This is a genomic window from Porphyromonas levii, assembly GCF_018206105.1.
Lineage (GTDB): Bacteria > Bacteroidota > Bacteroidia > Bacteroidales > Porphyromonadaceae > Porphyromonas_A > Porphyromonas_A levii.
Genome location: NZ_JADRGN010000016.1, coordinates 17,169 through 36,981, shown reverse-complemented (window position 1 = coordinate 36,981; position 19,813 = coordinate 17,169). Strand labels below are relative to the sequence as shown.

The 19,813-nt window shown below is 39.8% G+C and carries 20 protein-coding genes and 1 pseudogene; 3 read left to right on the top strand and 18 right to left on the bottom strand.

What is annotated here, in order from left to right:
- Positions 1-22 precede the first annotated feature (22 nt).
- Both IX315_RS04970 and IX315_RS04965 read left to right on the top strand, forming a co-directional pair.
- Complete coding sequence (locus IX315_RS04970; protein WP_167620631.1) at positions 23-1,366, top strand: TolC family protein; 1,344 nt, start codon at positions 23-25, stop codon at positions 1,364-1,366.
- 3 nt (positions 1,367-1,369) lie between these two features.
- Positions 1,370-2,551 (top strand): HlyD family secretion protein, encoded by a 1,182-nt coding sequence (locus IX315_RS04965; RefSeq protein ID WP_134849839.1) that lies wholly within the window; start codon positions 1,370-1,372, stop codon positions 2,549-2,551.
- Positions 2,552-2,572: 21 nt separating this feature from the next.
- Here the strand turns inward: IX315_RS04965 and IX315_RS04960 are convergent, their stop codons facing one another.
- From IX315_RS04960 to IX315_RS04920, 9 genes are all read right to left on the bottom strand, one after another.
- A complete protein-coding gene (locus IX315_RS04960) occupies positions 2,573-3,760 on the bottom strand; it encodes an IS481 family transposase (RefSeq protein ID WP_211837243.1) in 1,188 nt (395 codons plus the stop codon).
- Positions 3,761-3,849: 89 nt separating this feature from the next.
- Positions 3,850-4,860, bottom strand: a complete 1,011-nt coding sequence (locus IX315_RS04955; protein WP_134849841.1) for a relaxase/mobilization nuclease domain-containing protein — start codon at positions 4,858-4,860, stop codon at positions 3,850-3,852.
- Complete coding sequence (locus IX315_RS04950; protein ID WP_134849842.1) at positions 4,844-5,233, bottom strand: plasmid mobilization protein; 390 nt, start codon at positions 5,231-5,233, stop codon at positions 4,844-4,846. The genes IX315_RS04955 and IX315_RS04950 overlap by 17 nt, the downstream gene beginning before the upstream one ends.
- Before the next feature lie 186 nt (positions 5,234-5,419).
- Complete coding sequence (locus tag IX315_RS04945) at positions 5,420-5,794, bottom strand: DUF3408 domain-containing protein (protein ID WP_134849843.1); 375 nt, start codon at positions 5,792-5,794, stop codon at positions 5,420-5,422.
- Positions 5,795-5,799: 5 nt separating this feature from the next.
- Positions 5,800-6,102, bottom strand: coding sequence for a helix-turn-helix domain-containing protein (locus tag IX315_RS04940; RefSeq protein ID WP_134849844.1), 303 nt, complete (start codon positions 6,100-6,102; stop codon positions 5,800-5,802).
- A gap of 16 nt (positions 6,103-6,118) precedes the next feature.
- Positions 6,119-6,406 (bottom strand): helix-turn-helix domain-containing protein, encoded by a 288-nt coding sequence (locus IX315_RS04935; protein ID WP_134849845.1) that lies wholly within the window; start codon positions 6,404-6,406, stop codon positions 6,119-6,121.
- Positions 6,407-7,247: 841 nt separating this feature from the next.
- The gene (locus IX315_RS04930) at positions 7,248-7,712 is read right to left on the bottom strand and encodes a DUF1896 family protein (RefSeq protein WP_134849846.1); all 465 of its coding nucleotides are present in this window, start codon (positions 7,710-7,712) and stop codon (positions 7,248-7,250) included.
- Between the two features lie 4 nt (positions 7,713-7,716).
- On the bottom strand, positions 7,717-8,991 hold the full coding sequence (locus IX315_RS04925; RefSeq protein ID WP_134849847.1) for a site-specific integrase: 1,275 nt from the start codon (positions 8,989-8,991) through the stop codon (positions 7,717-7,719).
- Positions 8,992-9,013: 22 nt separating this feature from the next.
- A complete protein-coding gene (locus IX315_RS04920; protein WP_211638818.1) occupies positions 9,014-10,243 on the bottom strand; it encodes a site-specific integrase in 1,230 nt (409 codons plus the stop codon).
- A gap of 279 nt (positions 10,244-10,522) precedes the next feature.
- Here IX315_RS04920 and IX315_RS04915 point away from each other — a divergent pair.
- Positions 10,523-12,058, top strand: a pseudogene (locus IX315_RS04915) (helicase-related protein); the annotation flags it as partial.
- Positions 12,059-12,189: 131 nt separating this feature from the next.
- Here IX315_RS04915 and IX315_RS04910 read toward each other — a convergent pair.
- The 9 genes from IX315_RS04910 to IX315_RS04870 form a co-directional block, all read right to left on the bottom strand.
- Positions 12,190-12,825, bottom strand: a complete 636-nt coding sequence (locus tag IX315_RS04910; RefSeq protein WP_211830928.1) for a PP2C family protein-serine/threonine phosphatase — start codon at positions 12,823-12,825, stop codon at positions 12,190-12,192.
- Positions 12,825-13,664 (bottom strand): nucleotidyltransferase, encoded by an 840-nt coding sequence (locus IX315_RS04905; protein WP_211830930.1) that lies wholly within the window; start codon positions 13,662-13,664, stop codon positions 12,825-12,827. Before IX315_RS04905 ends, IX315_RS04910 begins: the two co-directional genes overlap by 1 nt.
- Entirely contained in the window at positions 13,642-14,646 is a 1,005-nt protein-coding gene (locus IX315_RS04900; protein ID WP_211830932.1) for a type IV toxin-antitoxin system AbiEi family antitoxin, read from the bottom strand. Before IX315_RS04900 ends, IX315_RS04905 begins: the two co-directional genes overlap by 23 nt.
- Before the next feature lie 141 nt (positions 14,647-14,787).
- Positions 14,788-15,030, bottom strand: a complete 243-nt coding sequence (locus IX315_RS04895; protein WP_211830934.1) for a helix-turn-helix domain-containing protein — start codon at positions 15,028-15,030, stop codon at positions 14,788-14,790.
- Between the two features lie 53 nt (positions 15,031-15,083).
- Complete coding sequence (locus IX315_RS04890) at positions 15,084-17,147, bottom strand: AAA family ATPase (RefSeq protein ID WP_211837241.1); 2,064 nt, start codon at positions 17,145-17,147, stop codon at positions 15,084-15,086.
- Positions 17,140-17,529 (bottom strand): helix-turn-helix domain-containing protein, encoded by a 390-nt coding sequence (locus tag IX315_RS04885; RefSeq protein WP_211837240.1) that lies wholly within the window; start codon positions 17,527-17,529, stop codon positions 17,140-17,142. The genes IX315_RS04890 and IX315_RS04885 overlap by 8 nt, the downstream gene beginning before the upstream one ends.
- Positions 17,520-17,864, bottom strand: coding sequence for a helix-turn-helix domain-containing protein (locus IX315_RS04880; RefSeq protein WP_018359206.1), 345 nt, complete (start codon positions 17,862-17,864; stop codon positions 17,520-17,522). Before IX315_RS04880 ends, IX315_RS04885 begins: the two co-directional genes overlap by 10 nt.
- Before the next feature lie 692 nt (positions 17,865-18,556).
- Positions 18,557-18,847, bottom strand: a complete 291-nt coding sequence (hpf, locus tag IX315_RS04875) for a ribosome hibernation-promoting factor, HPF/YfiA family (protein WP_018359071.1) — start codon at positions 18,845-18,847, stop codon at positions 18,557-18,559.
- Positions 18,816-19,805 carry a tyrosine-type recombinase/integrase gene (locus IX315_RS04870; protein WP_211641045.1) on the bottom strand — a complete coding sequence of 330 codons (990 nt, stop codon included), beginning with the start codon at positions 19,803-19,805 and terminating at the stop codon, positions 18,816-18,818. The genes hpf and IX315_RS04870 overlap by 32 nt, the downstream gene beginning before the upstream one ends.
- Positions 19,806-19,813 lie beyond the last annotated feature (8 nt).

Below are 19,813 nucleotides of genomic sequence, written 5' to 3'. Positions count from 1 at the left end.
TCTTATACTTGAGTATATGTTTATGAGAAAAGTAATTATTTCTTTTATCCTCTTTCTTTGTCCAATTGTGTTTTCTTCTGCACAAGGAGTTACTATGGGCTTGGATGAATGTATTAAATATGCGGTAAATAATCACCCAAAAGTCCAAATAGAGATGGAGAATGGTGTGGTTGCCAATTCCGAACGAACCCAAGCGTATTGGGCATATTTCCCCACAATAGATTTTTCGACAGATGTGTCAATGAGCCTTAATAGTACAGATAAGGAGAAAAGTCTTTCCAACAATCCCAAGTATAATACATTGTTTGGGAATATCTATGCACTCAAACTCCAAATGCCTCTTTATTCAGGAGGGAAGTTGACGTACAATTACAAGGTATCCAAGAGGAATATAGAAATATCACAGCTTAATATTCAACTGGCTCGAGAGGATGTTGCGGAGAAAACGATGATGGCCTACTTCGAGGTTTTGTATAACGCATATGTAGTAGCTCAACGAAAGAAAATGGTGAAGAGTTATGCTTACCAAACTGAGCGACTTGAAAGGATGTATGACTTAGGAGGAAGCTCTATTTCAGATTTGTCTCAGATGAGAGCTGCATTGTCTAAAGCAGAATTGGAGGTGTCTAAGGCTATGCTAGAATACGACAAGAGTCTTATAGGGCTAAAACGGGTAATGAACTTTCCTATCAGTGAAACACTGGTAATAGAGCAGGATATGCCGATAGGAATTACCTCTACGGATTTTAAAGGGAGAAATGTTGAGGTTAAGCCCTATCTTGAGAATAATCTCTATCTTAGGAAGCTAGCGAAGGAAGTGGAAACAAAGGAAGATGGGCTTGTAGTGGCAAAGCAATATAGTTATCCATCGTTAATCTTGAATGGATTAGTAAAAAGTAATTCCAATTCGTTATTGCGAAATGGTTCTAATAAAATGGTTTCTATGGGAGATCAACTTCGAAATAATCTCAGTTATTTTGTGGGAGTAACAATTTCTTTCCCTATCTTTAATCGTTTTAGAGCAAAGCATGAGGTTGTCAAAGCTAAAGGTAGTCTTGCGATTTCTAATCATAACCTTCATGAATATAGAAATGGATTTGAAGCCATAATACTACAAGTCCAAAGCGAGATAGAGGCTTTAGATACACAGTCGAAGCTGTCTGAAAATAATTTGGAACTTACTCGCACGGCAAATGCATCTCTTATAAGAAAGTTTGAGGAGGGGGCGATAAGTCTTTTTGAGTTGCAATCATCAAATAATCAGCTTTTAGAGGCAGAGCTTGAGTATATGTACTTTCGGATAAAACTACAAGTCAAAACAAGAGTGTTAAACTACTACAAAGGGCAATCTTATATAAATAATTAGGTCATGAGTAAGCAGATATTTCCTGTTGATATAATAGAAAACTCCTCAGAAAAGCTTATTAAGGACAATCATATTTCTACACATATAATATATAATATTGTTCTATTTGTCATTTTAATTGTCTTTGTCCTGAGTTTTTTTGTTAAGGTTGATGTTAATGCTACAGCTCTAGGAATTGCCAAGTCTCCTGGTGAGCGAGTGGTCGTTAATAGTCCATATAGTGCATTTGTGGATGATATTTATGTAAGAGAGAATAGTAAGGTAGGAGTTGGTGATACCATTTTATTGCTAAACGCCGACCAAATACAGAATGAGCACTTTAAGTATGCAAATAGACTTAGTGAAGTATCTGATTATATAAGAGACCTCCGATATCTTATCGGGATTGCTATGAAGGAAGTCAGTGATTCTGACGTCCGGTTATTGTCTCCTGCGTATAGAAAGTCGCTTAGTTATTATAAATCTCAATTTTTTGAACTCCAGACAAGACTTCAAAGTGTTTCGGATAGTTACCAGCGTAATAAAAAGCTATTTGAATATGGAGATATTTCAAAGGCTGAATTTGAAAAGATAAAGGCAGAGTATGACAATTCTAGGATTGCTATGGACTTACTAGCCAATAGGCAAACTAGTGAGTGGCAATCTGAATTAGATAGGTACATAACAGAACAGAGAGAATTGAGTACACATATTAAACAACTAAAGCTAGAGCATAAAGAGTCCGTTGTGACTTCTCCTATCGCTGGGATTATTCAACGTATTGAAGGCATTGACAAGGGAAGCTTTGTACAGCAGGGACAAAAGTTATTTGAGCTTTCAATAGATCGTCAGCTGTATGCAGAATGTTTGATCCCTCCTAAGGATATTGGGTATATACAAACTGGTCAAGAAGTGAGAATGCAAGTAGATGCTTTCAACTATAATGAATGGGGGAGCCTTTCAGGAAAGGTGGTAGAGGTGTTTAACGATATAACTTTAATAGAAAGCCAAGAGGGGATGCTTCCGTACTTTAAGGTTCTCTGTAGTATTGATAGTCCTTATTTGAAACTGAAGAATGGGTGTGAAGGAGAACTGAAGAGGGGAATGACAATGAATTGTAGATTTGTAATAACAAAAAGAACCATTTTTCAATTATTGTATGATAAAGTTGACAATTGGATTAATCCTAATAGAAAAAGCAAATAATATAGCTTTTAAGTTAAGTGTCTACAGATAAATTGTAATACTCAAGACTTGTTCTGACATTTTGGATACTATCGGGCAAAAAAAAGTGTCAGATTTTTGTTGCGACGATACGCCACTCTGTTCACACTCACAACCCGACGAAGCACTAATTATTTCATCTGGTTGTATTCTCTCTGTATCTTGTAACCTATACTTTCTAGCTACCTGTATACCTTCAATAAAAGTCTGCATGGGTGTTTTACCGAAGCAGTATTTGCCAGAATGCGTTCTTTGCGTGTTATAGGAGTTTATCCAACTGCCAAGGTCAGTCTGCAACTGCTCTATCGAAGCGTATATTTTCTTCCTAAAGGCAATAGTGTAGAACTCGTTCTGTACCATTCTGTTGAATGGTTCACAAATGTCGTTTGTCTGTGGATTTTTCGCTTTGATCTTGGTGTGGTCAATGTCTTCAATGGCCAAATATAATTTATATTCATGCGTTTCTTTGTTTCCACAATATTCGGTCTCATGGTCGGTAAGCATCCTCATCAATTTCAGTTCATGCTGTTCAAAGAATGGAACAACGCTGTCATTAGGCATGTCTGCCGCAACAAGAGCATTCTTCCTATTGTAAAGTTTGGCGAAGCCGATTTTTGAATAGGTGTCAATGACCGTCTGCTGGTAAATGTGCCCTACGCCTTTTATACACCCGACATAATAAGTATCCTGTGCCACAAGGAAGCCAGGGTAATAAGTCTCTATTTCACCATGCGCCTGTTTCTCCGCCTTGGCTTTCTCCAGCGCAGCCACCTGATTCTCATCAAGAATTATTCCTTCTTGTTCTACTTTTGCGGACGATGCTTTTAAGCACTTTTGAAAGGACTCCATATCGTGCCGTAGCCAAATGGAGCGAACTCCTCCAAGTGATACGAATATGCTTTTTTTACGCAACTCGTTGGATACACGCACCTGTCCCAGAGCCGGGTTGTCTATGGCTATCTGAACCACTGCCAGCTCTATGTGCTCCTCTACACGGGTCTTTATCACAGGCTTCTTTCGTGAGATTTCCTGCAGGGCAAGCTCTCCTCCCTGCTCGTAGAGTTCTTTGAAACGATAAAAACTGTCACGACTGTAACCTATAATTTTGCAAGCACGTGACACGTTGCCTAACTGTTGGGAAAGTTCAAGGAGTCCCAACTTGTCCTTGATGACTTTTTCTGATGTGGTCATAACTCAATCTATTTTTGTATTACAAATTTATTCTTTTTATACGTAATTGTCAGATTAAGTCTTGATTAATTCAGGTCATTTGTTTTAATTCACATTCTCCTTCCCCGTTTCTTTTTAGCTTGGAAGCGGAGCTTGCGTTGCCATTGGGCTTCGGCGATTTCGGAGGAGATAGCCGATTCTGTTGTAAAAGTGTTGGCTACGGCTTCTACCGCATTGTCAATGGTGCTTGCAACGGTATTAGCAAGCGATTCGGTTACAGTTTGATTATTGGTATTCGGGGATAGTATTGGAACAGCCGATTTGCCTTTAATTTCATTTCCAGAGAACTTCATTACATCCTGCAATCCAAACTGGATAAATAAGGAGCGATAGCCAAATTCTCTGCCAATCTCTGAGCTTTTTAATGTTTCACCATTGCACTCAAAGCGTAAACCATAGACTTTGTCTTGTTTGTTTCGTGCAGGAATAATCGCAATTCCTAATTTGCTCAATTTATCAATGAATTGGAGCATTCCCTTTTCGCCATTCGTCCGCTCGCTCAATAGTCGGTAAGCACTCTGTTGTATATACTTTTTAACCTCTTGTCTGCTGTTTTTGGCGTATGGATTCTCGTGCTGACGTTTCTGCTCTCGCTTTCGTTGAGCAACGTCGTTCGCAACCGTCAAGCCGTACTTGCGAGCCAATTCTTCAGCGATCCTCGAAGCCTTATTGCTGACAAAGGTGGTGTCATAGACCGCTCCGTTAATATCCATTCGGTTGGCAATGATATGCACGTGCAGATTGTCCGTATCCTTATGCGTTACGGCAATCAGTTGATGTTCATTCAGTCCCATCTGTTCGACAAAGTCATCCACAACGCTTTGCAAATTAGACAAGCTCATTTTCTTTTCGTCGGTCGGAGCAATACCGATCTCAATGCGTAAGAACTTATTCTTGCAACGACTATTGAACCTGCTAACCATCGTCATCTCTTCGTAGATCTCTTGAGCTCCTCTCCCTGCTAACTGATGGCTTCGAACAACATTCTTGAGTTTGCCTTCTTTTAGGATATATTCGAGTGCTTTCCGTCCGTGTGCAATGGCTTTACATTTGGCAATCATAAGGCTTTAGGCTTAGCATATCATAAATCTCATCGGGGATCTTGTAGCGTGCATCGTAGAATCGTCTTAGGGCATATCGTGTTGCTATGGAAAGATTTTTTGTCGTCTGTACCCATGTTTCATCTTTGGTCTTAATCAGATTCGCAATGTAAGTAAAAAACTGAGCGATTCGTTTTAGAACATACAACGCCTCTTTTTCATTTTCGGTCAGCTGGGGGACGGACACAATCTCCCCATTCAGCAAACATTCTCGAGCATATTCGGAAAAAGTTTTGCCCGTTCTTTCTGCCCGAAAAAGCATTTTCTTTTTCTCCTCTTCGGTGCATCGCAGCCGTAAGACGACCGTCTTCTTGTCTTGTGTCTTTTTACCCATAGCCGATGAGAACGAGAGTGATTACGGCTTATTCCCCCGCAAGGGGCAAGCGCAGTTTGTGGCTACAAACTGACGTCTTGCAATATTACCCACATATATAGGTTTTGGATAACCCAAAACTCTCTTCTCTGCATTCATTGATGTCAATCATTTTATGAAACACTGCATTCAGTTATGCACTGATTATTATAATTTTCTCCATTCATCAATATCTCTTTCATATCGCTCTAAGTGCTTCAAAAGAATCTGTTCAATATAGCTTGACAAGGTGGTCTCGTATTCACCTAATCTTCGCACAACAAGACCTAACCGATTCCGTGTATTCTCTGATATATAGACGGCTTTGCGTTCTTGAATTCTCTGACCTTTTAAGTATTGTTGTCTAAAACGCTCTAACTTGTCATAGGCTATCTTGTCAGATGCAGTAAGCTCTGACGAGGGATTTGAGTTTTCTATCTTTTCGTCTTCATCAACACGGAGTTTTCTAAGAAACTCATCTGAAAAGGAGTGCTGTTTTTGGAGTTCTCTTAGGCGTTGCTCGCGTCTTTCTGCTATAGTCATAGATTTTATTTGTTAGGGTTATAATAATGCTCTTCTAAGACCTTTTGAATATCGCTTAATTTGAATAAGGCTTTGCTTCGTCCTGCTAATTTGTAGAACGGCAACAGCCCCGATGAACGATATTCTTGCAGAGTGCGAGGACTGATGTGTAGCATTTCGCAGACTTCCTCGCTCGTGAGGTATTGCTCACCATTAAAAAGTGGCTTGGTCGTCTGACAATAAACTTCTAATTTCTGTAACAAGCTCTCCATCAGTTGTAAGAAGAGTCGAAAGCGAGGGTCATCCCTCGTAATGATTTCATTGTCCATAGTACTAATATTTGGTTCATAGATTGGATTCGTCTTCTAAACAGCCTTTTCCCAAAAGCATCTCAATGTCTGAGCGTTTATAAAAGGCTTTGTGTCGGAGCATTGCAAAAGGCAAGATACCCGTATCACGATAGGTTTGCAGCGTGCGTTTGCTGATGTTCAACAAACGACATACATCAGCATTGTCTAACCACTCCGATGGTGGATTGGGGCTACCCAAGAGTTTTTCGCTCCTGTGAATAAAATCGGTAAAGGCGGATTGGAGATACTCCCACGCCTTTCGTTCAATAATCGTTACGTTCATAATAGTTTAGATTTTGGTTATTTGCTTTTTATGGTCATGGAAAAAGCAAGCATTTGCCCACTCTTGCTCCAAATGACAAAGGCAAATATATGCGAAAAGAAACAGCTTTTGGGGATTTTGTCCCTTACTGTCCCTCGCTGTCTATAAATAGTGATAAAACGGGAAAATACGGGAAAAAGAAAATTCTTTGAAAATGCTGATTTCAAGTCCCCTTCAAATAAGGTCAGTCAATTAGTAAGTAGGTCAATTGGTCGGTAAATCAATTAGTCAGTAAGTCAATTGGTCGGTAGGTTAATTCGTGGGTAAATCAATTAGTCGGTAAGTCAATTGGTCAGTAAGTCAGTAAATTTATTAGTCGCTTATGTTATACTACTGTTATTTAGTCGTTTAGCAATGCAGCTATTTAGCTATTTAGCAATTTAGCAATTTAGCAATGTAGCTGTTTAGCAATGCAGCTATGTAGTAATGTAGCTGTTTAGCAAATCATATATTTATGCGGTAATGAGAGAAGGGGGCGGAGCTTTTTGCTGGGTGTTGTTCAATGACATTGCCGATTCGCTTTCCGAGCAAGCAAGGAGCCTAAAAGAAAATTTATGCGTCTAAAGGTCGAAGTAAGGCGTATGCTTTTGCTGATGCATTTCCTTTTGTAACGCAGGACTTCCTAAAGCAAGGTTTTGAGGGGTGATTTTTTTCAAGTATAAGAAAAGCCTTGCGGAAAAGAGCGGATAACTAAAAAAATCACCTCTCAAACCGCAAGGCTCGACCTTGATAGAGGAAGTCTGCCGTTACTTCCTTTGCTAAGCAAAAGCAAAGCCGAACAGAAGACCTAAAAACGCTTTTCTTATCGTTCTCGTTGCTCGAAAAGCATTGCTATCAGACCTGTCAGCTCTGTGTATAATCGGTCGTATTCGGGAGAACCATCAAAGTCTTTGTCTATCGTATATTGAGCAATAGCTTGTCGTATATCATTATGTTTTACAAGGGAAAGAGCAATGGATTGAAGATCTTTTGTTTCAATCTCTTTGTCAAACTCATTCTCCAAAATCTGCTCGATGAGATAATAGGACGAGAAGTGTAAATCGGCAAACAACACTTCCATTGCAATGTCGTGTGCTTCATCAGGCGAATAGCCTTGCAAAAAGGCTTGCTCGTAACTCTCGGAAGCAAAATCGCTCCGCTCTCGAATAAAGGCATTATCATGGAGTTTTTCGGGAAAATAATCCCGTAAATAGCTCCGCAATCGAATTTCGTAATAATTAAACCTGCTTTTATGCTTGCCTTGTTCCTTCATCTTGATTGTTTTCATAACGTTAGAGTATTTGAGTGTTTGATAAATTATTTTGTTTAATGGAGTAGGTGAATTGAGCCAATTGCTCTTTTTGAGTATTTACAAGCTGTTGCATATCGTTGCTAATCTTTTTATCTACTACTTTCGCATAAATTTGAGTAGTTGCGATAGAGCGATGTCCAAGTATTTTACTCAACGTTTCCATTGGGATACCGTTTGATAAACATATAGTGGTAGCAAAGGTATGTCGAGCCATGTGAAAAGTGAGCCCTTTCTTAATCTGAAGAATTTCTCCTGCGAGCTTAATTGCCCCCGATACACGTCTACGTGTAATGCGCTCAAACAAAGGTTCATTATCCTTTCTTCGTTCAACTTTGTAATAAGCCATAATTTCTTCAGCCATTGGTAATAGAGGTATAATGGCTTCTACACCTGTTTTCTTTCGTGTAAGTCGAAGCTCTCGTGAGCCGTCAGTGTTTTGATGAATATGCTTGGGGGTTAGCTCTTGTAAATCTGTAATGGCAATACCCGTGAAGCAACAAAACACGAAAAGATGACGAATATAGTTGATATATCTGTCTTTTATAGGAGTTTGCAGAACCTTATATAATTCTTCTTCAGTTAGAAACTTACGATACTTTGGTTCACTGCCCACTCTGTAATTCAAAAATGGGTCTCCGATAACTAAGCGTTTCTTTCGAGCCCAATCCATAATTCTTCGTAAAAGAAGCATACGCATCCCTGCACTGGAGAGGGATAGTCGCTTCGTCGTTTTTAGAAAGAAATCATAATCAAGAATAAAGCTGTAATCAATTTCTTTGAAAGGAATATCTTCCACTTGTTTGACTTCATTAAGAAATTCTTTGAGAGCTTTGTAGGATTGTACATAGTTGTTATAGGTAGAAGATGCTAATTGAATACCAACAAGCTGTTTTCTGCTTGATAGGTATTCATATCCGATTTTTAATACCGTAGGAATTTGTTCTCGTTTTTCTATGAAAGCATTTTTCACTCTCTCAGCCGTAACGTAACCATCTTCCTGAAGTACAAGTTTATAGTAAAAGGCTATTTTCTCTTCTGTCATATCAATTTGCTTATTGATATGTTTGTATTCCTCTCCCTTTTGTTTGCATCTTCCCTTCGATGGATTCCAATCATCGGGAAACGCCTGCAATCCCAAGCTGAACTGCACTTGTTCTTTGTCTATTGTAATACGTCCCATAATAGGGCATCTGCCGTCTTTTTTCTGCTTCGACCGATTGAGGTAAAACAGAACCTTAAATGTACTTCGTGCCATATATAATTGATATTTGAAAAGGTTAATAGATCAGTTTATATCGGTTATTGATTTTCTTTTCCACCGCACGTATATCTTCCCAAATTTTATCGGAAGAAACACGAGCATAAATTTGAGTTGTCTCCAGATGGGTATGTCCGAGCATTTGAGATACTGTCTCGATGGGGACACCTTTTGCGAGCGTAATCACCGAAGCAAAGGTGTGGCGAGCCATGTGAAAGGTGAGCGAACGTTCCATTCCAATTGCCTTTTGAAGATATTTCATCGCATTTTGAACAATATCAGAAGTGACATTTTCAAAAAGATACCCCGTTCGCTTTCCCTTATACCGCTCAATAATAGCAAGAGCAGGTGAAGTGAGTTGAACGCGAAACAGTGTTTTTGTCTTTTGTCGATGCCCCTTGAGCCATAGAGTGCCATCGTCATTTAGTGTGATACTTTCTTCTTTCAATGCTCGAATATCACCAATAGCAACTCCTGTGAAACAAGAAAAGACAAACAGATCTCTTACCAAACGATAGTTGTACCATTCAATAGGTAACTCAATAATTTGATTAAGTTCCGCTTCCGTTATAGGTCGTGGCGTAGCTTTAGGGCGTTTATTGACAAATCCGTCAAAAGGATTAAAAGGGAGTAATCCCTTTTTTACCGAAAGAGAAACCACTGACATAAATATAGATATACACCGATTGACTGTTACTAAGGCTAATCGAGAGGGGCGTATTGCCAAGAGATAGTCGGAGTAATGCTCAATAAATTCTTTATCCAATAAAGAAAGTGCAATATCTTTTACATGGTGTTCAGACAAAAGATATTCTGCCATAAGCTGATAAGCATATTGTACGGCTTTATACGTTTTCAAAGAGCGGTCAATACCAGCTCTTTGGCGATATTGCTCCACATAGTTTCGAAAATGTACCATGAGCAAATCTTGGCTTTCGGCTATCCCTTGATATCGCTCTTTGAGTTTTTGAGGCGTTACCACCTCTTCTGTTAAGCATAGTTCATCATAACGTTTGTAAAGTTCAGTACTTATCGTTTGGATGGCTTGATTGCATTCTTGTGCAATATGGCTTTTACCCAACAATCGCTGTTTACGAATGTCCCAAAGAGTAATTGGAACGTGTATTTTGGTAGAGAATTGAGCTGATAAACGCTCTATTCGTATGCGTCCGATAAGAGGTGCATTACCTTGCTTGTCTGTTCGTTGCCGTTTTAGAAAAAACGACACGGATAACTTTGATTTTTCCATTCTGTTTACGGGTTATTTTTTAGTCATAAAAATACTTCATAAAACGTCTTGAATGGATAAGAAATTAGATGCAAGAAAAAGCAACAAAACATTATGTATAAGCAGATTAAAGATTTATTCGTAACCCTTTTTTGCTATGTTTTGCAGGGGTTACGATTTGTCCACACATCTTCTGCTTTTTATTAGCTATTTTTGCTTTATATCATCGAAGCAATAAATAGTTATTTTACTGATAAACAGACTATAACGGATATTTATGCCTCATCTTTCTGCTTGTTTCTACATTCCACTTATGTTGCTCGCAAGATGAGCCTTGATATGAGGATGATTTCTCAAGAGTACTCAGACCACATTGACAATAAGGCTTCTCACTGTGCTAGAATGATTTCGGACTACTATCAGAAGTTTGACAAGCAGAAGGGAACGCAGTTTGTATTATCTGATTTAGGGACTTACAAGCCCTATGAGTGGTCGGTTTACTCGGAGATTAAGCGGAAGCTGACGGAGGATTATGGTATCCCATCTTCAGAAGTACGATTTATCCAAGAGTGTAAGACGGAGCGAGCGAAGAAGGCAATGGTAGAAGCGATGAATCGAGGAGAGGTTAGAGTGCTATTTGGTTCTACTGAGATGCTGGGTACTGGGGTGAATGCACAGCAACGAGCAGTCGCAGTGCATCACCTCGACACGCCTTGGCGCCCTTCCGACTTGGAACAACGCAATGGGCGTGCCGTCCGTAAGGGTAATGAAGTGGCAAAACTCTACGCAGATAACAAGGTGGATGTTATTATTTATGCTGTAGAGCGGTCGCTTGATAGCTATAAGTTCAATCTGCTACACAACAAGCAGCTCTTCATCAATCAGCTTAAGAGTAATTCGCTTGGTAGCCGAACGATAGACGAGGGAGCTATGGATGAGGATAGCGGACTAAACTTCTCAGAGTATGTGGCAGTGCTTTCTGGTAATACCGACCTCTTGGAGAAGGCAAAATTAGAGAAGAAGATTACTGCTCTAGAATCGGAGCGAAAGGCTTTTAATCGGGAGCGTGACCAGGCACTGAATACAATTGGAGAGATTGAGTTTAAGGCGAATATCCATAAGAGTAGAATTGCTCAAGCTGAGAGTGACTGGAGCAAGTACAACAGTGTGGCCCAGCGTGATGAAGCAGGACAGCCACTCAATGCAATCGTGATAAAGGGTGTAGAAGGTGTGACTGACGAGAAGCAAATTGCAGAGCGACTGCACGAGATAGCTGAGAAGGCTCGTACAGGCAATGAATATCTAGAGGTAGGGCTGGTGTATGGTTTTCCTATCCTCGTAAAATCGGAGAGCTCTGCTAAGGATGGACTGTTTGCACTGACGCAAAACCGCTTTTTCGTGAAGGGCGAGGGTAATATCTACTACACCTACAACAATGGAGCTTTGGCAACTGACCCAAAGCTAGCCTGTCGCAACTTCGTCAATGCTCTAGAGCGTATCCCTAAGGTCATAGAGAGTCATCAGAAGGAACTTACAAAGGTGACTGCCTCTATTTCCACATACAAGGAGATAGCCAATGGTTCTTGGAAGAAAGAGGAGGAGCTTCGCTCCCTAAAGAGCCAGGCCTCCGAGCTTGACCGCAAAATCGCTCTCTCCCTCGCTCCTCCCTCCGACACTGATGACAGCTCCGAGCAACAGCAGTCAAACCAAATCAGTAAAAGCCCCACGCAATCGCGTCAAGTATCAATGTCTGATTCTACAACGCCACAAGAAAGCCAATCACAAAAGCACGACAACGACTCTCTCAAGAACGGCTACCGTCCCAAGTGGCGATAAAAAGGCTTTTGTCCAACTATACATTGGACATTTTGCAAGTATTTCCAATATCAAACTAGAGCGAATTATCGGCAATAAGCAAATATATTGCCGATAATTCGCAAGTTATATACTTTCTCTACGTTATTAAATTACCTGATGCTTATTCTGATTACAGAGCTATCATCATATATAGGTGCATCTAAGGTGAGTTCTGTAGCTGTGAAGCTCTCTTCAATACGATGACTTCTATAGAATCCATCACTACAGAGCAATAGGATATCACCTGAACTGAGAGGATACTGTTTAATGGATACAGGATTTCGGAATCCCCTCCCACTAATGTGTGAAGTAAGATAGGTCTGTCCATCTTGTTCAAGTACATCATCTTTTGTAAGTTGAGTAATCTCCCCATCTCCTTCCTGAAGGTACAATCGGACATCCCCTAGCCAAGAGTAGAAAAGCACTCCTCTTTGGATATATATTAAAGTAAGAGCAACGCCCATTTTAGATCCCAGCTCCTTACTAGTATTAGCTAGATGGGTATCTGCATATTCTATACTTGCTCCTAACAGTCTGACTACATCAATATCATTATTGATATTTAGACTCACATATTCATTAATAGCATTGCACACGATATTAGAAGCCAGTTCAGGATAGTCTAAACTTCCTACTCCATCAGCTAAAAGAATGAGTTTATCTCCATTAGATAGACTTTGATGTAGGATATAATCTCCATTCTCATCATAATAGGCTTTGCTATGAGTTTCAACTAATATATCCATCAGCTTAGTTCTTTTTTGAATACTTGAATCATCTTTTGAAAAGCAAGAAAGACTTTCTCATATGACAATGAGCCATAGTTATCTAAAATTTGCTGGATAAGTCGGCTGTTTTCCTCTTTTTCAACTTCCCTTTGAAGGCATTGCATATAGTACTTAAGATGTTCTTCAGGAAGTAGTCCAACTATATCGCATGCAAGCCAATATGCACCAACTACATAATCATCAAAATTCTCCCAATCATAAACCTCAGAATGAAACTGCCTATCCAGATTTACAATAAAGTAATTGTCAATGATAAATGACATGTCCTCGGCATCTTTACTTGTTTGAACATTTCGATCCAGCCAAGCGTTGAATTTTAGGACAAATAGACCATGAAGAGATGCTATCTTTATATCAAACTCATTGTCAATACTCACAGTTATGGCTTCGGACAAGACTTCTGAAAAGCCTTTGACAGACATCGCAATATTCTCTTCTGGAGGCCAGTAGATGTAACCATCATCCTCTGCGACATCTCCATATGGAACAATATCCAATTCATACGACCGATAATAGAAACGCTGGAGCATATTTGAATCTTTTTCAAAACCATTATTCACAAGAGTATGCGTTACTTGGCTGAATGACTCCCAATCTGGAATAGCAATGGCTAAATCTAAGTCTCTTGTTCTTCTTTGAGAACTAACCCCAACTAATTGACGAATCAAAATATCACGTGCCGTAGCTCCGATAACAAAGAAATCTTGATCTATCTCCTTAAAGCACCGACTAACGTTTCTCAGAAGTTCAATCAGTAAAGGATTATCTATCTTTTCACTTGAAATCTGAAAGTTCATTATCTAATAATTTTTGAGCAGCTTCAATACAACGACTATTCTCACTTCCTACTAAATCAGCATATATCAATATGTATGGTAGAGTATCTTCTTTCCAAAACTTTCGATATACAAGAATTTCGCCATCTGCTGTACGTACTGCCCCTGTTTTCATTATCATTGATATAGGAATGTCAGTAAAAAGTTCAAAAGACTGGGGTAGAAGATACCCATTGAGTATATAAGACGCTGCTTCTCCACTCCAATACATTCCTTCTGGCAAGGAGATTTCCTGCCACCTTTCCCTATACTGTTGGCTTCGGAATGCTAACCGAGCAACAAATAGTTTTGGCTTGAGTATCCTATTGTAGTTCTCAGCCCATAGATCAAGCAACTGACGACGCTCCTTTAATACTCTTTTCCTTTTTGAGATCAAGATGTATTTACGTGCTATCAATTCATCAATGATATTTTTTACGGTACCGAGAGAGACATCACTTAGCTCTTTAATCTCTCTGTATGTTTTGCTAACATTGTCAGGATTTTGTAAGAGTAAAAAGATTACTTTTAATCCAGCCTCTTGGAACAGAGGATAGCTTTTCTTTATACTCACAGGTTCTTTCTCCCCTGTATGAGAAAGCTGTAACATCACGTTAGCACCATTCGTATATCTTATTTGGCAATTACCAGCAGTGTCAGCAACATTAATATTATGCCTACGCAATTCTTCGTACAGAAATGGATTAACATAACTAGCCACCAACATGAATGGTTCCTGGTTGTTTGACCTATACTCTTCAACTCTATTTTTTATTCGCAAAAAATTCGTTCTATTGACTTCATTCTCCACTATACAATTGAAGTCAATTCCAGAAATGGTTATTACATACATATTCTCTGAGCCTTTACCATTGTAGCATTTGTACGAGATAAAGTTATCAACATCATTCCATTGAGTGGCTAATGCTCTCACAGTCTGTTCGATAATTTGTATTTCCTCCATATTTTTGTTCAGTGATATATACTTGTTCAATTTTATTGAACATTGCAAATATACTGAACAAAACAAAAGCCGCCAAATACTAATTCATTTAGTTTAGCTCGTTCAATAAAATTGAACGAGAGCTATAATTTGAACAAACTGTTACCATTCATCTCTTCTTCGAAGCATCTCATCTATCTCATGACGAAGAAAGAGGAGACGACCATTAGCTTTGATAAAAGGTATTTTGCCGAGAGACACCCAGTTGTAGATAGTCTTTTGCTCTACTTTCAAGAGCTTTGACACATCAATAATATCTAAGTATTCTGGTCTCAAAGGAGGGTGAACAGTCGTTTTTTGGAGGGCAAGCAATTGATTTAGCTTACCCTCCATATTGACAAGCATCTCCTTAAGAAGCTCAAACTCGGATTTGTGCTCAGAAAACTCAGGAGGTTCATTTAAGAAGTATGACATAGCTTCCCTTTTATGTAGTTTCCACTGTTTTCCTGAGATAAGATATCTTGCTCTCTCATATAAGCTATGTACTTTTTCGCCGTCCTATCTTTGACATCCATCTCCTCCATCACGGCATCAACCAATTCACTATAGGATATAACCTCACGCCCAGCCATAATCTCCTTGGCAAGAGAGGCTAAATCAACCGTCTTTCTTTTCTCTTTTTCTTCCTTGGACTTCTCACCTCTGTAGGCGAACATGTCCAACTCTTTGTCCCAGCCGAAAAGCATCATCGGTACATCCAAAGGGCTACCATCTCTCACTTTAAGTGCTTTGACTACGGAGAGTTCTGGATTGTCGTCTTTTTCTATTGATAAAATCCCAGCAGCTTTTCGCTGAAGTTCAGAGCCGATATGGCCTCGAAGCTTTACTCCATTTGGAACAAAATGAAGCACACAGATAATACATGTATTGTAGATGCCTGCTAGTCGGTAGAGTTCATCCACTATCGCTATACTCTCGCTTTCATCATTGGCAGACCTAATTAAATCCGCAATTCCATCTATAACTACCAAATGGATGCCTCCGTGTTCGTGGTAGAGTAAATCCATACTATCTCTGATTAACCTAAGTCTGTCTTGTCGAGATAAAGAGGCTAAGTAAAGAGAGTGATAGAAAGAAGGAACCTGCACCAGTGATGCTCGTCGCAAGGTCTTTCCAAGATTTTTATATAGCTGTGCTTCTGATTGTTCGGTGTCATAATGTATTACAGCTAAGCCATAGGGATTAGGATTCACCTCCAATCCAAGAGTTTCCTCTGGTACAAGAGCATCATATCTCATTGCTCCAGCAAGAATGGCAGATACAAAGTTGCTCTTACCTGTTCCCTCTCCACCTGTGATACAAAACAAATTATCCTGTGTGCCAAGTGGGACATTATTTACAGAAACGATTGCTTTAGATAGGTCAGGCGGATTGTCGTAATCTATCTCGCATGACTTCATCATCATAAGAGTCTCTGAATATATTTCTTGAAGTAAAGCTGTAATTAAAGCTCTTAATTCTTCTGCCGTATGTCCAAGGGAGAAAAAGTCAGAGACATCCTTTTCAAATTGACCTCCACTCAGTGGCAATTGAATACTTCTGACCTTGTACTTTTCCAAAGCTACTTTCTGTCTTTCACTCTCTCGAATGCCTGTTTCATCAACATCATATAGGAGTACAATATGCCTAAAACGAAGTGACAATCCATCAATTAGGCTCTCAGGAATTACTGAAGTCTCACTATTGAAGCAGATTGCATTGAAGCCATGTGCTGCAAGTGATAGAACATCTTTTTCTCCTCCAGTGATTAAAAGAACATCTCCTTTTGTTGGTAATTGATCAAGCCCAAAACAATAGAGAGAAGGTTTCCTACCTCCATATAAAAAGCGTAGCTTCGTGCTATTGGGTCTGTAAATCTTGACATAATCATACCCCTTATAGCCATATATTGGCTCCGTGCCAGTTGCTTTTATAGTATAAGCCTCACCTTGTGAATTGATGGATTCAAACTGAGAGATATTGATGACATTGTATCTTTTGAGCGTATTCTCATCTACCCCATATCTTCCCCAAAAGGTAAGAAAGGGCTGCGAGTAGGATATCGTTTGGATTTTATATGGCTTATTATCTATCCTCTCTTCTTCTTGGATAGCTTTAGGTCTAACCCATTTCCTCTGAATATGACGCTTGTCAAAACGTGACGGATAATCATCTGTGACCCTTATCGGGAGCATTAAATCTTGAACTATCAGTTTGAGAATATCAAGAAAATCTCGTCTCGTATCCAATCCATAAAGCTCTCCAACAAACCAAAAGCAGTCTCCAGAGTAACTCGGTTCTCCGTGGTCATGAAACTTGTATGATGTACTTTTAGCATCATAGTAGATATGGCATGAAGGCTTTTTATCGTCATAAAAGGGACTTCTGAAGTTCTTATGAGTGTTCACTTCGAAACCCAAGTAGTGGTTATACACATTCAAACCTCCTTGTGTTAGAGTTAATATCTGTTCTTTATCAATCATCACTCTCTTCTGTTATCGATTTTGTTGAACAACAGCTTAGTATTATATTGTCCTTGTATTTGTTTAATTCTCTTAGGGCATCATCTGAAGTAAGCCCCACAACTGCGAGTCGGTTACTCTTAATAGCATTACATACACTTTTGTAAGGATAGCGTACATCACCATTGCCAGTAAATCGGAATGGTATCATTTGTGATTTTCGCCATCGATAGAGTGTGGACTTTGATATGTTTAATACGTTCATCACGTCTTTAGAGGTCATCTCAAGCTCTTCATCTATCTCTTGAAGGAGTGAGGAGCTCCGTTCGACAAAGCCCTCAATCTTCTTAATCCGTTCTAAAAGATCTTGAAAAGCATCACTTTCAAATCCTATTACTTCCATTGGTTTGAATTCTGAATTATAATTATTGATTTTGGATTGCAAGATGACAAATACACCAATAGGTTTTTGTATGCTTCCTCAGTATATATTGACACTGTAATATTTGTGATGGGTGATGATTCTATCAAAGGACTTGCAAGTATTGCATATAGTTTTAATTCATTGCCAAAAAACACACGAGAAATTCTCTCAATTTCACTTGAAGATAGTTCCTTTTCACCTCGTTCCCATCGTGAATAGGTACTAGGTGAAACATTGAGCATTTCAGCGACATCCTCTTGTTTGAGGCTCCTTTGCTCTCTCAATTCTCTCAGAATTATATTTATTCTGTTCATATGTTAAAGTTACCAGCACCTAAGAAATGTACCAACCCGATTATTACAAGAATATGCACCAATTGCAAGTGTTTTCTCATTAGGTGCATAATTAATAGTTAAGAATACTCTAACTTCCTGCATGCGAATTGATTGCAATGGTAATTGCAAAATTCCTCATTGTTTGCTCAAAATCCTCAATTGGCATACTTTGACACATTAGAAATCAATAATCATACAAGGCTTTAAGAGAACCTCAGGTGCAAGGTGCAAGCCTTCTTTATATAGAGGCTTGCACCTTGCACCTGGGTTTGTAGCAGGGAGTAGGTTAATGATTTAATTAACAGAGGTTTGGCTGTTAGTTCGTTTTTCGCTAACTTTGTACCGCTGAGAAGGATGCAAGTGTGTGTTCAATAAGTATTCAGAGTAGTAGTCTGTAGATATTCAAAAGCGTGCTACAATTTTGCTACAGTGGTATTAGTGGAAAATTAGTAGACTGTAATTAATAACGACTTAGGACGTTTCCGTTCAAGATCCGTCCATACCGCCAAGAGAGTCGTTGTAAAGTCAGTCTTTACAGCGACTCTTCTCTTTTATGTGCCAATTGCTGAATCCCTACTGTGAGACCCTATTAGAGGTAGGGTGGGGAAAGCTAGAGGGCTACGCAGTCCGTCGACCACGTAGCCCTCAGTATAATAATTATGAATTAGTATTTACTTACGCTCCTTGTGCTTCTCTAGCTGTTTCTCCAGTGCTTCACACGCCTCTACTACCGCCTCTTCAAAAGTGTCTGCGAGTTTCTCGCTGAATAGGTCTGGTCCCTTTATTGCTAGCGTTATGCGTGCACGCTTATTCATGGCTTGCTCTTTCTTGTCTACGGTGAGCGCCACATCCGCATTTATAATATCTGCGTAGAAACGCTCGAGCTTTCCTACCCTCTTCTCCACAAAATCGATCAGCTGTTGAGATATCTCAAAATTCACTGCTTGTACCCTCGTCTTCATGGTCGGTTCTCCTTTCTTTTCTAGTGCATCCCCTGCTACGGGGGTGCGCGTTGTACATCTTGCGAAGCTCCTCAAAGGTGGTGTGGGTATAGACCGCTGTGCTCGAAATCGACTCGTGTCCCAATAGCTCCTTCACACTCATCAGGTCGGCTCCATTATTGAGCATTGCTGTAGCGAAACTGTGACGAAGCACATGTGGGCTCTTACGCGAATACTGCGGAAGTGGTGCCAAAGCCTTAGTAACTACCTTGTATATATAGTGGCTGGTAGCTGCCTTCCCCTTATCATCGAGCAGAAATTGCTCACACCCATCCACCGATGGACTTCTGTACCCCAAATATAGATTTATTTTCTCACAAATCAAAGAACCGAGGGGGATAATTCGTTCTTTATTGCGCTTTCCAAGTACTTTTAACCTCCCTTCACGGGTATCGATATTATTTAAGGTGAGTCCTACAAGCTCCGCCTCACGCATACCGGTTTGGAAGAGAAGGTCTACTATAAAGGCGTGCTGCCATCCAAGTCGCTGCTGCTCTAGAGTGTCGGCCTCGGCAGCTTCTTTATACAGCTGCTCTATTCGCTTTGTGAGTACATCAGCATTAACGAAGGTGGGCAAGTATTGTCCATCCTTGGGCACTTGGACTGCCTTGAATGGGTTTCGCTCTATGAGCTCTATCTTCATCAGATAGTTGTAAAGCCCACGAATAGCGCTCAGGCGTCGCTTCACACTACGTGGGGTATTGCCATTGCTCATCAGTTTGATTAGCGACTTACGTGCTTTGCGATTATCGAAGCTAAGGAGGAAGTCAGTGAGCTGAGCGTTGTCATCCATATCGGCTTTGCCTTCTAGTTTCAACCATAGCGCAATATCTCCGAGGTAGGCCGTGCGTGTTAGCTCCGACATTCCTCGTTCGTACCGTAGGTACCCCTCAAATCGTTTAAGGATATGCTCACTCATATTCTCCT